Source organism: Bacteroides sp. AF25-5LB (assembly GCF_003602965.1).
Lineage (GTDB): Bacteria > Bacteroidota > Bacteroidia > Bacteroidales > Bacteroidaceae > Bacteroides > Bacteroides uniformis.
On sequence record NZ_QTMC01000006.1, the window covers coordinates 88107 to 104854 of the forward strand.

General features: G+C 40.9%; 9 protein-coding genes. All 9 read right to left on the reverse strand.

What is annotated here, in order from left to right; genetic code table 11:
* Positions 1-7: 7 nt before the first annotated feature.
* The 9 genes from DWY57_RS08835 to DWY57_RS08875 all read right to left on the reverse strand — a co-directional run bounded on the left by DWY57_RS08835 (position 8) and on the right by DWY57_RS08875 (position 16745).
* Positions 8-2080, reverse strand: coding sequence for an alpha-amylase family glycosyl hydrolase (locus DWY57_RS08835; protein WP_117601180.1), 2073 nt, complete (start codon positions 2078-2080; stop codon positions 8-10).
* A gap of 120 nt (positions 2081-2200) precedes the next feature.
* Entirely contained in the window at positions 2201-3346 is a 1146-nt protein-coding gene (locus tag DWY57_RS08840; protein ID WP_165853593.1) for a ChaN family lipoprotein, read from the reverse strand.
* A gap of 35 nt (positions 3347-3381) precedes the next feature.
* Positions 3382-4287, reverse strand: coding sequence for an alpha/beta hydrolase (locus DWY57_RS08845; protein WP_117601179.1), 906 nt, complete (start codon positions 4285-4287; stop codon positions 3382-3384).
* 17 nt (positions 4288-4304) lie between these two features.
* Positions 4305-5594, reverse strand: coding sequence for a histidine-type phosphatase (locus DWY57_RS08850; protein WP_117601178.1), 1290 nt, complete (start codon positions 5592-5594; stop codon positions 4305-4307).
* 170 nt (positions 5595-5764) lie between these two features.
* Positions 5765-7717 (reverse strand): SusE domain-containing protein, encoded by a 1953-nt coding sequence (locus DWY57_RS08855; protein ID WP_117601177.1) that lies wholly within the window; start codon positions 7715-7717, stop codon positions 5765-5767.
* 30 nt (positions 7718-7747) lie between these two features.
* Positions 7748-8860 carry a SusE domain-containing protein gene (locus tag DWY57_RS08860; protein WP_117601176.1) on the reverse strand — a complete coding sequence of 371 codons (1113 nt, stop codon included), beginning with the start codon at positions 8858-8860 and terminating at the stop codon, positions 7748-7750.
* A gap of 39 nt (positions 8861-8899) precedes the next feature.
* Positions 8900-10534 (reverse strand): RagB/SusD family nutrient uptake outer membrane protein, encoded by a 1635-nt coding sequence (locus DWY57_RS08865; protein WP_165853595.1) that lies wholly within the window; start codon positions 10532-10534, stop codon positions 8900-8902.
* Between the two features lie 20 nt (positions 10535-10554).
* Positions 10555-13548, reverse strand: a complete 2994-nt coding sequence (locus DWY57_RS08870) for a TonB-dependent receptor (protein ID WP_117601174.1) — start codon at positions 13546-13548, stop codon at positions 10555-10557.
* Between the two features lie 719 nt (positions 13549-14267).
* The gene (locus DWY57_RS08875; protein WP_119961618.1) at positions 14268-16745 is read right to left on the reverse strand and encodes a glycoside hydrolase family 2 TIM barrel-domain containing protein; all 2478 of its coding nucleotides are present in this window, start codon (positions 16743-16745) and stop codon (positions 14268-14270) included.
* Between the last annotated feature and the right edge of the window lie 3 nt (positions 16746-16748).

A 16748-nucleotide genomic window follows, 5' to 3' on the forward strand; every position in this document is an offset into this window, starting at 1 on the left:
AACGGCTTTATTGGGATATTTTAAATACGACAGTGCTATATGCGCCCATTTTTACCATAATGTCATCACCGTCCTTCTTCTGCTGAATATCCCCATTTACTCCGACGGCTTTCTCTATCTTATCCGTCAGTGTAATTTCAGTGGCAGAGACACCAAAGTTATGTATTACCAACATTTTCTCTGTATCCTTCGTCATATACCAAGCAGCAATAGTCTTACCGGCAGTGGTATTATTTTCATTGTAAATGCCATGTTTTGACATCTTTCCTTCAGCCAATGAAGGATAAGTATTACGTAGTTTGGCAAACCGAATATAAACATTCAACAGAGAACTTTCATCATTCTGCTGTTCCACCACAGACTTTATGCTGGAAGCTACCCCCTTGTCTATCTTATCCGTATAGGCAGTCACCGTATTATCTCCCCACAACATCGGACCGCGCACATACTCGTCACCATTGTCCTTCATTCCATAGAGTCCCAGTTCTTCACCATAATAGATATAAGGTTCGCCCGGACCGGTCAGTAAGACAGCTGCCGCCAGTTTCTCCTTATCAATGGATTTACCCAGTTTGGAAGCAGTACGATCTTCATCATGGTTCGAAAGTTTGGTAGCTTCTATGTAATCTGTCCGGTTAGCAGCATAAAGCTGTTGATAGCTCATGATATCTTTTACAAAGTAACAACCCGTACTGTTATTAATGGCCCACTCCAAACGATACCAAAAGTCAAACTCAAACAGTGCGGGAAGCCCTTGATAATAAGGGGCTACTTCACTAGCACCCGAAAGAACTTCACCCACGATGTAAAGGTCTTCCGTCTTACCCTTCTGTTTATAATAAGCATTCAGTTCATCATAGAAAGTTCTCAAGAAAGTCGGATTTTCTGAACCTCCAGCATTATGATAGATATGTTTCACTGCATCAAGACGGAATCCATCTACTCCACGGTCTATCCATCCCTTAGCTGCTGCGACCACAGCCTTGAATGCCGGAGAACTTTTCAAATCAGACAATTTACCGTAATTAAGGTCGGCAAAGGAGGCTGTATAGAAATGAGAGTGATAATACCATAGGTTCATAGACTCAAACATAATATCTTCTGCATCCTCACCTTGCTTTAAAGCAAAAGGTTCGCCATATTTCAGACGAGTACTGGTAGAGGCAGCACCATATTTATGGTTGCCCCAATCTGTATTGCTGGTACGAATCAAGAATCCCCAAGGTGAAGAGAAGTCCACTGTCAATTCATAAATACCATTTCCCTTATCATAAAATTTCTTACAAACAGCAGGGTCACCATAATAAAGATACTTGGCACCAGTAGTTGTCTGGTCTGTATTATCCGTATCCGCCTTTTCTGCAACGCTCACCGTCACCGTAGGTTTTGAAGCATTCGACCAATCGAGTACAAATTTATAACATCCGCTTACGACATCTGTTGAAGCTGTCGTAGAATACCATTCTCCCGAATTATATCCGTTTCCCCCTTCACTGGAAATCATATCAATTTTTCCCGCCTTGATGTCAGCTTCCGGGTCTTGAGAGAATATGTAGTAATTGCGATATTCACTGTCAGTAGAAGATTTTGCAGCCAAAAACCACGGATGCTCCACACTCGTATGGTTCAAGACATAATCCAGATAAATTTTAATGCCCCGATTATGAGCCTCGGCAACCAATCGGTCAAAATCACTTTCCGTGCCGAACTTCTGATTCACCCTCGTATAATCTGTCACATCATAGCCATGATACGAAGGAGATGGATGAATAGGAGAAAGCCAAATAGCCTTCACACCCAAAGCATCTATATAATCCAGTTTAGAAATTAAGCCATTAATATCGCCATAACCGTCACCATCGCCATCGGAAAAGGAGTAGACCAGTAACTGATAAGAGATGTCCGCACGTTTCTCCCCATCCCAATCTGTAGGAGTTGCAGTTATCACAGTCCATTCTGACGGCGTTGGCTCCGGCTCCGGTTCCGGCGTTGGTGTAGTACCATTATCATCACTGCAAGCTACCAAGCAGAATGATAACACACAAAATAAAAAAAAAGAAAGAAGCTTTATTGTCTTCATATCATTAGATTTTCAAATTATTATGATTCAAAGATAAGGAAGATAAAATAGCTGATAGACAGACTATAATGAAAAAGTGGAGTTAAAGGACGAAAACGTTTGCATAGTTCCCAAACACATCTATTGAACATCTGTATACCGTCTTCTGATATCCACGAAATCTTTTATCATCTCCCAATATTGTTCCCTGGTTTGGGGACGAGGATGCCAATCCGGATCCGGATTATTGCTGACAGCCTCATTCCAATTAGTATCATCCATAAACTTATAGTCTATACTACAAGAGGACAATCCACTAATCGGCTTAAGGAATATATATCCGTCAAATAAGTCTGCCAACGTAAAATCATTATATCCCATTGAGTAATAGCTATCATCATCCAACTTACCTAAAGGTGTACCTTTTAAATCAAACCCTATAGGTTTATTGTCCATCCTCCCCATTATGGCCTCCAATCTACCTAAAGCAGGAGAAAGTAATGCCGGCTGACGGTTTAAACGGTTCGGGAAAGGTTGATGCAAAGCTATTGCAACTACTTTCGATCCATATTTAGAGTACAACAAATTTCCAAGAAAATTCTGTTCGTAACGTACATAACCCGGAGACGTATAATCATAGTAGGGAAAATGATAAAAAGTAAAAGCATGGGGAGTTCCGGTCAATACTAATATCTTCTGTCCTGACGCCAGAACTTCCCGTTCCAGCAATCCACACCGAAAGTCTTCTGTATTTCCCAATGGAAATACCTCATGCATATTTTCCGGAGTTCTAACTCCGGAGAATTTCTGCCAGTTATAATGATAACTGATATTCAATATCCGGAATTTCCTTGCATCTTTGGGCAGTGAACGGTTCCATTTCCATGCAGCCCTATAAATTTCCATATATTCAGTAATCGCCCATCGGGTATTATAATTGAACATCAGTTCGCGAGCCACTTGCTCATCATACTTCGGAGCATTGATTAGAGAATCCAACCGTCGCTGATCTTCGTATGCCCCAAACTCCATACCCAGTACAATATTATTCTCGTATAACTTAGGTATCAAATTACAAACAAAGTCCAGATTTTCTTTCACCCCATGGTCTTCTGCTAATAACACAATATCTGCCTTCCGGAATTTGGCTACCAGATAGTCATCAGGCGACATCGCCTCATCATGCAAATAGGCGAGGGCAACCTCCTGAATTTTATCCTGCGCACTCAATGGCAACAAAAGAAACAACAGGCAAAACAAAATACAATTAAAAACTTTACGAATCATACTTATAAATCAAAAACAATACATTCCTTTCATCATCATCTCTCAGTTCCTATCAAAAATTTCACCGGATATTCCAAACGCTTCATCCAATCCGTTTCTATATGCGCAGCTCCCGGAAAGACCTTGGATATCCACATAGGCTTGGTCCATCCTTTTTCTTTCATCAGCTTATCCAATTTGTCTTGATAAGGAGGATAAAAAGCATCCAATGTCGCGTCTCCCCTATCCATATAAATCAGTCTGCTATTAGCTTTCGGCAAATGATCGGCAAGATAACTTTCAAAAGCAGAAAACCACAAATCAGTCTGCTCCTTAGTAGGCTGTGTACTACTGATAATCATGGTGAGATGGGTAGACAAGCAAGCTGCTCCACCAAAAATCTCAGGATATTCACATATTGCATACAGAGAAATCAACCCACCCATACTGGAACCCATTACAAACGTATGCTCTACTCCCTTATTAGTTGAATACTCCTTATCAATAAAGGGTTTGACTTCCTCTACTAAAAAACGGAGATAATTGTCCGCATTAAAGTGAATGTTTTCAGGTATGTTTCCATTAGGCAGATATTTCAAAGCTTTTTGTGGGAAATAATCTTCATACCTGCTTTGAGCGATATTAGCAATACCAACCACAATACATGGCCTTATCTTTTTCTCTTCCAACAGTTCTCCCAAAACCTCATCCACTCCCCATTCTACTTTATTCCAAGTGGAAGCAGCATCAAAAAGCATTTGTCCGTCATGCATATAAATGACATCGTATCTGTTTTCTGGAGAATAATCTGAAGGAAGCCAAACAAAAACATCACGAGGAGCTACAATGGCCGATTTGAACAGAGGATACTCCACGAGTTTTCCAGATGAAACAGTTTGTTGTGCAACACTCCATTGACACAATAAAAAACTGAATAAAACAAATAAAGTTCTTATTTTCATGACCTACGATATATAATCTATTTTTTTATATCTCTATATAAGTAACCAATATAATCACGATAGAATTTTTCAACATCTTTCCAAAAATAAAATGGAGCTATTTCACTCTTTATTGGAATGGTTGTTTCTTTTTCATTCAACATAAACTTGACAATTATTTCATCCGTACCTCTTTTTCGATAAAAAATAATTTGTACATTAGCAGCCATAGGAACAATTTTATAATCACTCCATACTCTATAGAAGTTTTCAGAATTGGTTTCTTCTCCATAACACCCTTCCAAATGAAGAAGACCGGTCAATGGCATAACATTTCCATCATGTCCAAATCTCAATGTAGCAGCCATTTCATCATTTTGTATGGCTTCATTTGCAGAATCCAATATATTTTCAAGTAAAGGAATAAAAGTTCTTTGTACAATCTCCTTTCCCCAAGGACAAGTTCCATTACAAACATAATGCTTATAATTATTTACCTGCCAGATATCAAACAACTCTTCTTTTTCAAAAATATCATAAAAGGACAAGTCTAATTCCGTATTCTGAATATCTGATGCAATCCAATATAATCCCATCATCAACTGCTCCTGATTGACATGCTGTTGCACATAATTTTGGTTTGAAAACAAAAGTCTCATCAATCTTTCCGGATGAATATGCTCTCTACAAAACTCATGATAATCTTTCCTCCAATCAGACTCATCCGAAGTAAACTCACGAGCATTCTCATTCCAATAATTCAAATAGCGCATATAGCGTTCACCTGAACCATAAGTAAATTGTAACTCAGGATTCAACCCCTTAAGGGTCTCACAAAAAGTAGCCATACTCAATGCGCAACGAATTACAACAGTGGAGCAAGCACTTATTTTCCGTTTACCTTTAAATACATCCGGAAAATTATAAAACATACGTTCAGAAATACTACGATGCTGTCGATATCCCAAAGGAGTAAGCTGCCCTCCCAACCCCTCTGCATCTCTCCAAACCACTTCAAGCCTACTACGAACACTCTTCCCTTTATCTGTCAGAAAACCTACAGCATCTGCTTTATCCAATATTTCCATTACTGTTTGGTATTCAGAATCAGAAATAAGATAGCGAGATCCATGCCGCCCATAATGAGAAATATAAAAAGGGGTATATCCTTCAGGAGGAAGAGTATATTGTTCACTTATTTCAGGATAGGCATAATATACACTGGCGCTTTTATTGGGATCAGCACTTATTTCTTCAAAGGCTGTCTGGGCTTTACTTGTTACAACCGACAATATCAATCCACAGACAAGGACAAATCTCATTTTCATGCAAATTCATTTTAATAAAATACACCCATAAACACAGAATCGGCTGTCTAATCACTCCATTACGACGTTCATCTTGCTCTATCTTGAATAATAACATATTCGACAAAATGACATTCCTAATTGTAGTGTTCAGACAGCCGATTCAATTCATATCTCTCAGTATAAATTCTTTATTTTACAACCGTAATTGTATTAGGATTAGTTGACATATCTACTGTTATAGTATAGTTACCATCTTCAGCCACCTTCATGTTATTTCCATCTTGATTGACTGGTATTTTAGTACCAGGAGTAAGGGCCACCTCACAACCACGGTTCATATCCCAGGCAGCATTAAAACGAATTTTAAACTCATCGGTAGTTGTAAGAGTCACATCCGACAACGTCCATACATTCTTTTCTGCATCATATACAAAGACTGCATCATCTTTCCAATCATTGAAAGAACCAATCAAGCCAACCTTATCAATGCGCTGCATTTCAAAAGTACCGGTAGTCATATCCACTTGGATATAATAATAGCCCGCCGGAGTATTAATATTACCAGAGCCACCATATACTCCCTTCCCATAACCAGCCTCATTCAATTCGATCGTACCAGCAAAGTCTTGTCCCCAATCTGTAACCGGAGAGAACTTCCACTCATTGCTTGTCATATTGACGCCACCTTCAAATTTACCTTCACCATTACCCCCTAAATATAACGTAAAGGGTACATTCCAGTTTTGAGCTCCAGGAAGATACAGTTTTTCCGGGAATGAGGTACTTAATATTTTCGCTGTATAAGGATGGCTATTCACGTCAAGTACAACCTTATATTCACCGGTTTCCTTTTCAAATACCATATTATCGCCGCCATCACGGAAGTCACCATTCTTATCAATGGCAAATCCCCAATTGTCATTCGCACGGAACTTATATTCTCCATCTTGAGTCAATGTTGTAACAACAGAATAAGTATTTGCGGTTGCATCATATTCCATCGGCAGTTCAGCATTCCATCCATTAGGTGTGGCAGCACCTATCATTCCCATAGAATTAATTTTAACAATCTGAAGAGTACCAAATTTGATATCCGCACTGATACGATATAAACCAGCAGGGATTGTTATAACTCCACTACCAATAGTACCTGATGTTACAACATTTCCCTTATCATCAGTAGTAGTCTCAACATCATCACTACCATATTCTGTTTGTGTATCTTGGTCAATAAACTTAAACGAGACACCACTTTCCAAATTAACAAAACAGTCAAACAGTCCCTTAGTTACTGTACTATGAGGGAGCTTCTTATCTGTTCCACTTATTAACAGATATGCTGGATAAGTAGCCTTATAAGTAGTAATACTAATGCTCAAGGGAGCTGAAGGAATACCTTCCGGATAAGTTTCGGAATAAGCTTTTACTATAAATTCCACATCAGCGGCTTGTGCTTCAGGCGCACCTGAAGCTACCACCAATTCATTCCATTCATCCACCGTTTTAGAACAAGCTGTTTCGGTTAACCCTGTTGCAACTTCAGTCAATTCACCGCCATTATAGGTGATATAAACATTATAAGTGATTGCCTCGCCATACTCTAAACGCGCAGCTTCCCACGTCAGTAACTGCAATTCTTCCGCAGGAGCTGTGATGTCAAGAATTACATCAGCCGCATTTGCTGTAAGCACCGCAGAAACAGCATCACCATACGAGTAAACAGTCATCAATTGTGCTGCTGATTTATATCCACCATTCTCATCTGTAGCCTCTACATAGAAAGACAAATCAAAAGATGCATTTTCCGGAATGCCTTGAACACCTCCTAACAATGTCTGGAATTCATTCTTTGTCAAGGTCAAAGACAATCCTTTAGTAGAAGAACCTACTTGTACTGGAATTGCATCACCATACTGCGCATAAAGTGTGTAGCTGGTTTCGCCTTTCATAAAACGAGCAGCCGACCATGCCCATGTAATAGATTCTGACATTGTGTTCTTGGTCATCAGAATAGTACCATTATTCACAAGTTCAGGAGCTGCCGGTTCCTTGGAAAAAGTATCCTCAATATCTTCCTGACATCCCGTAGCAGCTATCATAATGATAGCTGCCATGAACATATATTTTAAATATTTTATCATATCTCTTTATTTTTGAAGATTAAAACTTTATTATTGCTTCACAAGTTCCAGTACATAAGGAGTACGGTTACCGTGGAACACAACTATATAAGTACCAGTTTCCGGTACACTGATATTATCTTTTCCTGCTTCTAGTTCATATCCACCGGCAACAGCAGTACTCATTGTGCCAGTTGCCCCCCAATTTGTGGTCCAAGCACCATCAACACGCACTTTTATGGATTTACCAGCTTCCAATGCAATAGGCTCAGTCTTCCAACTGCTACTTAAATAGTCATAAGTAAAGATTGCATCAGGATTACCCTCACCCCAATTATTGAAATCACCTGTCAGACCTAATTTATTGCCAATAGCTTTCTTATCAATCGTCATCACAGTCTTATTTACAGTTATCTCAAAAATATTACCTTCAGAAAGTGGTAACGACAAGTTAGCATCAGCCTGTTCCGGACAATTCCAAGAAGGTTTCAAATCATTATATCCCCAATTGTCTCCACTCCAAGCCTGCTGCGCTACAACCTTAAAGAAAGAGCGTGTGGCATCATCTCCTGCCGCAGTCTTCGAGAAGTCTGCCATACAGACATAAGTATTGGAACCACCAGTTGTTTCCCAGAAAATCGGAGCGTTGTTAATATCCCAACTTCCACTAAACTCACCACATAAATAGAGGGAAGTCAATGGTGCAGAATAAGTCGTTACACTAAAATTATTGGAAACAGCAGAAGCAATAGGCTCATAATTATCTGTTCCGTACATTTTAGCTGTTACATAAGCAGACACAGTGGCTGTTTCATTAGCAGCAACCCCCAAACTATTTATAACAACTCCATTTAAGTCTCCCTTAGATATTGCATAGGAAGTTGTAGAAGAAGTTCCCAATAAAGCAGAGTTCTCACCGGAAGTCAAGTATACAGAATAAAGAATCTGGACCGGAAGCCCGAAATCCGCTGCTGTCCAAGTAAAAATCACATTCTCATTCGCTGAATTATCAGCATTTACAATTACATCACTGCACTGCCCGATCACAGGAGCAACAAAGCTCTCAGGAGTACTGATTTGAGGTGTATCCACATCCGTTTCACACGAAGTGAATAGAGCTGTCGCAACTGCTGCAAACAGCATTATATTTTTAAATAGTCTCATATTGCTAAAGTTTTATCATTACAGTTTCTTATTGATGTATTAATAACCAGGATTCTGAACCAAATTAGGATTCTCGGTCAAATCGGTACTCAAAATCGGATAAATTGTACGATATGATGGTAAAGCAGTTCTTCCGTCAGGTACACCACCCTTATAAGGCCAAGGGAATGACATGGAAGTAAAATACCCATAACGGATCAAGTCTGTACGACGATGTCCTTCCAACATCAGTTCGCGAGCGCGCTCTTTCAAGATAAAATCCAAATCAATGGACGAAGGCATAGAAACTCCCGCACGATCACGTAAAGCCTTAACATATCCCAATGCTTTAGAATCTGTTGTTATTCCGCCATCCAGACGAGCTTGTGCCTCTGCATAAATCAGATACATTTCAGCCAGACGAATCATCGGGAAATCAATGGAAGAGAACTTCTCATAGCTATCACTTGAGTAAATGTTTCCTTGAGAGTCACGACTTGAAAATTTCCAGCATCTCCATCCTGTTTCTGCTTTTGACTTATCAAATGCCTCTACACAACCTACGTTAGAGAAGAATGCACGTTTATCACTGGCAGCTCTATCATATCCTATACCAGAACCACCCCACTCAACGCCAGATAATTCAAAATATTCAACAAATTCATTCGGGACATGATACCCGTTCCATCTTTCACGAGCGATATGGCTTCCTTCCGGATATCCCAGTTCTTTTGCAATAGCTTCACTATTGGCATCATCCAAACTACCGGAAACCAAATGTGTTGTCCCCCCCCAACTCTGAGTTCTATCACGATCGTAACCAATTGCAAAAATCATCTCTTTTTGAGCATTAGCGTTTTCACTGTTATCCTGCATAAAGAGTTCTTCATAATTATTACATAGTTGGTATCCCATACCAATAGTAGCCTCAGCCGCCGAACGAGCATCTGCCCAACGAGCTGTGCCTGTATATACTTCAGCATTTAGATACATACGCGCCAACAAAGCCTGGGCTGTACCTTTCGTTACACGTGGATAACCAACAGTACCAACAGCCGGCATATCACTACCGGAAACCAAATCCAATAATTCACTTTCAATCCATTGGAACAAGGCTGTGCGTCCTATCTGCGAAGGCAGTTCTCCACCAATATTTTCTTCAAGGGCAAAAGGAGGATTACCATACAAGTCCATCAGCATATAATAGGCATACGCACGCAAAAAACGCGCTTCTGCACGAAGACCGGCAACTCCTTCTACAGAAGAACCTTTACTTTGAAGCAAGAATTCATTGGCACGGGTCACAGTCACCATGCAGCGTGTATACACCGCTATCGTAGCAGCATTAGGAGTAGAAGTCCATGAGTTATTCTGTGTATCAGTAATATAACTATCCCCCCATGTACACTTCAGAACATCACAAGACATCTCATTTAATACAACATACTGGCGTATCAATTCGCTCTGACCGGCATCTTCTACCGCTATGTCAGAACTACCCGGATCATTCTGGCTAACCAAAGAGTAAGAACCATAGATATATGCTAATCCTTTTTCAAAATCCTCCAATGTTTGATAAGCCTGCCCAGCAGTCTTATCCATTTCATTTAACGGCAATGTATCCAAATCTCCGATACAAGCATTCAACGTCAACATAGACGCTACAATTGCCAAGCTATATATAATCTTTTTCATAATCATGTACATTCTCTAGTTTAGAAATTAATATTCAGACGCACGGTGTAGAGACGAGGACGTGGAATCAAATTGTTATCTACACCATCTGCTGCTGTAAGCTCAGGATCAAGCCCACTATATTTAGTGATGGTAAATACATTTTGTACAGAAGCTCCTACACGGATTTTTCCATTCCAATGAGCAAACTTATCAAAAGTATAACCTACATTAATATCATCCAGACGGAAGAAAGAAGCATTCTCCAGGAACATATCTGAAACTTGCTGGTACTCAGTCAAGGCTTCAGTCCATCCAGTCTTCAAGCAATAAGTAGACAAGTTATTGATATATCCTTTACTATGGTCGTCCGAGTATGAAGTCGAATTATTCTTAGCAACCTTATTCAGCGCATACCCCCCTAAAGATCCGTGAGCATTAAAACCAAAGTCCCATTTTTTATAAGTGAACTGAGAACCGATACCGAAGAAGAATTTCGGCAAAATACTCTTACCAGTCACATAACGGTCATCTTCTGTAATCTGTCCATCACCGTTACGGTCCACTAACGTATTTTCAATGGCTTTTCCATTTTCATCATAAGCCTGCTGGAACAGATAATAAGTATAAGGAGTATACCCCACACGATACAGAGAAGTATAACCACCAATACTACTCATACCTGCACCAACCTGAACCCCCAGATAGTCATCACCGCCTGTATTCGTCAGTTTTGTAATCTCTGTCTTCTGCCAAGTTCCGTTCACATTAATAGTCCAGCGCATATCCTTCTTTTCAATAGGAATGAAGTTCAAGTTAAACTCTAATCCCATATTCTTCATATCACCAACATTGGAAATAACTTTATTAGAGAAGTTAGAGCCCATCGGAGTATTGATATCATTCAGCAAATCATATGTTTTACGCAAATAAGCATCAATATTACCATTAATACGGCCACCAAAAATTCCAAAGTCTAAACCAACATTATAAGTTTCAGTAGTCTCCCACTTAATATTGGGATTATATGCATTTGGTGCCAATGTGTAAATGTATCCATTGCCCCAAGGTATTTGAGTAGTCAGAGCGGAAGATTCGGTATATTTTGCTTGATAAGCATAGCAACGGTCCATACCTATATCTTGCTGCCCAGTTTTACCCCACCCCAAACGAAGTTTCATACTTGAGAAGAAATTATTGTCTTTTAGGAAACCTTCTTCTGCCACATTCCATGCAAAAGCCGCAGAAGGGAAAAGTCCCCAACGATTATCTTTGGAAAAGCGTGAAGACGCATCATCGCGCAATGAGAAAGTGAACAAATATTTGGAATTAATAGAATAATTAATACGCCCAAAGAAGGAAAGCAAGTAATACTCCCGTCTATCAGTCGGCTTTTGCAGATAAACTTTAGAACGGTCATTATTATAATACTCAGTTTGATTATACTTCACATAATTATGCTGCCAAGAATAACCTGCCATTACATCCAAGTGGTGAATACCAAACTCCTTATTATAATTACCGTAAAATTCCAAAAGTGTATTGGAGTTCTGATTGGCATACTCTTTATAATAGTCGGCTGCACCAGCTCTTTTGGAAAGAATTGAGCCTAATTCATTGTAAGTGGTACCAGTTGTACGTGAAAAGTCATATCCCAGATTCAAGTTCAAACGAAGATCCTCAAAACCATGAATTTTATAATCCAACTGCATATTTCCCATAGAACGCCATGTATCATTCACATTGTAAGGATCATATATCTGCGACAAAGGATTAATACTTGCCATTGTATTAGCAGAACCATCAGATGCATACCAATTGAAATAGCTGCCATCTTCCATTTTAGGAGCAACAGTCGGGGTAAAACTAATAGCGTCACCAATAGCTCCTGAATTAGGATAATTGGCACGATTATATATGCCTTTTGCATTAAGATTTACAGACAAATGATCCTGGAAGAACTTCGGAGTCAAGCTTATGGACATGTTGGCACGTTGGTTATCACCAACTTTCAATGTGGCTTCATCATAAGTATATCCCAAGCTTACACGGTATGGAAGTTTCTCCTTCACACTACCATAAAGGCTGACATTCTGATCGGTAGAAAAAGCTGTACGATAAATCAAGTCCTGCCAATCTGTATTAGCGGTTCCCATCATGGATTGTATATTAGCCAAACGGTCAGTGCCTGCATAAACTTCATTTACATAATTACGGTACTGGTCTCCAGTCATCACATCCAATGTAGAAGTGTTTTGTTTCAAACTATAACTCGAATTATAACTGATCTTCATTTTATCGCCACTACCTTTTTTAGTAGTAATAATAATTACACCATTGGAAGCACGTGAACCATAAATTGCCGTAGCTGATGCATCTTTCAAGACGGTGTAAGATTCAATATCATTGGGATTTACCGATGCTAATGGATTCGCCATACCTGCACCACCTTCCGGAGTAATAGGAACACCATCAATAACAATCAGCGGGTCATTGCTAGCATACAAAGAAGCTGCACCACGAATGCGGATTGTAGCACCTCCCGTAGGGTCACCAGACGCGGGAGTCACTAACAACCCCGGAACCTTACCTTGCAACATTTGGTCAGGAGAAGTAATCGCACCACGATTAATTTCTTCTGCTTTAATGGCAGTTACAGAACCTGTTAAGTCATTCTTTTTAACAGAACCATAACCAATAACTACAACTTCACTTAATAATTCTGCATCATCCTGCAGTGTTACCATAATAGTAGGAGAGTCAACCACCACATCCTGAGTTTTATAACCAATAAAAGATACAGTCAATGTAGTGCCTTTAGGAACAGTCAACGTAAAATTACCATCTAAATCAGTAATTGTACCATTCGTAGTATTACCTTTTTCTACGACATTTGCACCAATCACTTCCAATCCCGTGGCATCTTTCACATGCCCTTTCACGGTAATGTTCTGTGCATAAGCGCCAATTGACAAGAACAACCCCAACATTAGGGTAAGAATCGTTTGACAGATTCTAAGATTAACTTGCTTCATGCATTTAATAAATTAAAGTTAACAATATTAATTACCTATATATATTATTCGAAAAATAATTTTCGTACTTTTGTTTTCTAACGTCTTTCAAGTACCTAAAGCATGACGCAACAAAAATATGCTTTATTAATTTAGTAAAGTATAAAGAAAGAGCAAAATGTGAGAAACGAACAGTGCAAACGATTGCATGCGGTTGCACAAGATAGGGAAATCACTTGATATATCATAATACAGCGTTTCTTTCCACTACACATGTAGCATTCTTGCACATAACATATATGATTATTCTACTGAACTACAGATATTTTCACCGCCTAACGACCGTTAGGCGATTTGTTGATGGCCGTTGGCAGATCGCTTTACGGCCGTCAACAAATCGCTTTACGACCGTTAAGCACTACACAACATCAAGACAAAACAAAAGAAACACAAAGCTTTTACTGAAGAAATGCCATGCATGTATGAACCAAGCAACATACTTTCAGGATATGAATAACGTGTCTGCACAATATTAATATGCCATTAACACGATATTAACAAAATGGCCGACATGATATTAACTTGTTACATTACAATAAGTTAACATCATATCAGCCCTAAAAACAGAGGTGGAAGCAAATTTTGCTTCCACCTTTTTCTGTTGCTTCCACCGCACCTCAAACACCGATGAACAAAGGGTTACAGAGCAGGTGTGGTAGAGTGGAAGCAAATAGTGCTATTTATTTCTCTGAAGTATAAAGTACCAGCTTTCCGGACTTCAATCCTTTAGCCCTTGCCTCAAACACAATCTCACCGGCTTGCTCGCCACTCTGCACAATAGCCGTCAGCTGACCGCTGAAAGCCGGCATCTTGGGCAAATGGAACAAATCGAGGCTGGTAGCATCTCCATTGGCAGCAGCGCGATATTTTCCGGCACCCTTCACCGAGAAGTTTACCATGCGGCTGTCTGCCGGACAAAGATTACCGTCCTTATCCACGACACGGACTGTGATATATGCCAGGTCCTTACCATCGGCAGACAAGCGGGTGCGGTCGGCAACCAGCTCCAGATGATGGGGCTTGCCAGCGGTACGAATCACCTTTTCTTCTGCAGGCTTACCGGAAGCATCATAAGCTACCACTTTCACTTCGCCCGGTTCATAAGGAACATCCATCCACATCAAGCGATAGCGACGCTGCAAAGCAAGGGAGTCCTGACCTTCCAAAGCACGGCTTTCATCAGCAGTAAGTTTCCGCTGTTTGCCATAACTCTTTCCGTTGACGAACAGTTCGGCACTGGGATAGCTGGTGTAAACAAAAACCGGAGTATTCTCCCCTTCCCTGCCCGGCCACGTCCAGTGCGGAAGGACATGCAAGGTATTTGCCTGCTTGTTCCATAGGCTGCGGTACAGATAGAAACGGTCTTTGGGGAGACTTGCCAAGTCTATGATACCGAAAACGGAGCTGTGGCTGGGCCAGGAATCCGTACTATAAGGAGAAGGTTCACCCAAATAATCAAAACCTGTCCAGACGAACTGTCCGATTGTCCAGTCATAATCATCAGCCAAAGCAAAATCCTCATCGGGAAGATTCGACCAGGAACAACACTCCACATCATAACCGGAGCACTGATGGTCATCGTACATCACACTGGCTCCCTTCTGTACGGGAAATTTATAGACACCACGGGAACTTACAGTGGAAGCCGTCTCCGAACCGAGCACAATATTCTGTGGAAGAGTCTCATAAGACTCCACATAGCGGTGAGCCCGATAATTAAGGCCGGGTACATCAATCATTGCCGCAAACCCGTTGGCAAGCACACACGTCACTTGGTCCATACCGCAAGTAACGGGGCGTGTAGGGTCTTCGCGATGGCAAATATCCTGCAGGAAAGAAGCCACTTTGTAGCCCTCGGGACTACATTGGGTAGGAACCTCATTTCCTATACTCCACATTACCACACAAGGATTGTTCCGATACTGATGCAGCATATTTATCATATCCTTTTCTGCCCATTCGTTGAAATAGCGGTGATATCCATTCTCACATTTGGCAATATCCCATTCATCGAAAGGTTCCAACATCATCATGAAGCCCATCTCGTCACAGAGTTCCACCAATTCGGGGGCAGGCATATTGTGGGAGGTACGGACTGCATCACATCCCATATCCTTCAATAATGTCAACTGACGGCGAAGAGCAGCCACATTGACAGCCGCACCCAACGGGCCCAAATCGTGGTGATTGCATACCCCCTGGAATTTACGGTGCTTACCATTCAGGAAGAATCCCTTATCAGCTATAATCTCAATGCTGCGGATACCAAAACGCGTGGTATATTCGTCAGTCTGTTTGCCATCTACATAAATCTTAGATACTGCCTTATATAAATAAGGTGTCTCAGGGGACCACAGAGACGGAGCATTTATCAGAAAATTCTGCTCAAATGGCTGTCCGTGATTAATTTTCCGGCTATTATCCTTACGGGATACTATCTTACCGTCCGGCGCAATAATATCAGTAGAAATACGAACATCCGCATCACCGGCATTCCGTATTGTAGTACGCAGACGCACGGAAGCGTATTCAGCAGAAACATGCGGTGTGGTGAGCTGTGTACCCCAAACCGGAACATGGACACGTTCCGTAGTAACCAGGCGGACATTGCGATACAATCCCGCCCCCGGATACCAACGGGAGGACTGGGGTCTGTTTTCCAGACGGACAGCCAGCACATTGTCTTTACCGTCGGCATTCAGCAAACCGGTAACATCGCAATGAAAAGAGTTATATCCGAAAGGCCAGAAACAAGCTTCTTTCCCATTGACATAGACCCGAGCCTCACTCATAGCACCGTCGAAAACCAGAGTGACCTGCTTGTCGGCAGGAGCATCAAAAGCCGTACGATACCAACCGACACCCACATAAGGCAACCCTCCGGTACGCCCGGTCTTTACGGAAGCTTGCTTTTCAAGGTCTTGCGTAACCGCTACCTCCTGCAAATCGTTGTTGCGGTCGAACGGACCAAAGATGGCCCAATCATGAGGAATGGTCACTGTTTCCCACTTACTGTCGTCGAAATTTGTTTGTGTTGCTTCGGGAACATCTCCCTTGGTGAACTTCCAGTTCTTTTCCAACAATGCTTCTGTACGCTGCGCCATTGCCGCCAAGGCAAAACTGGCGCAGCAGGAAAAGATAAGTATTGTCTTTCTCATTCT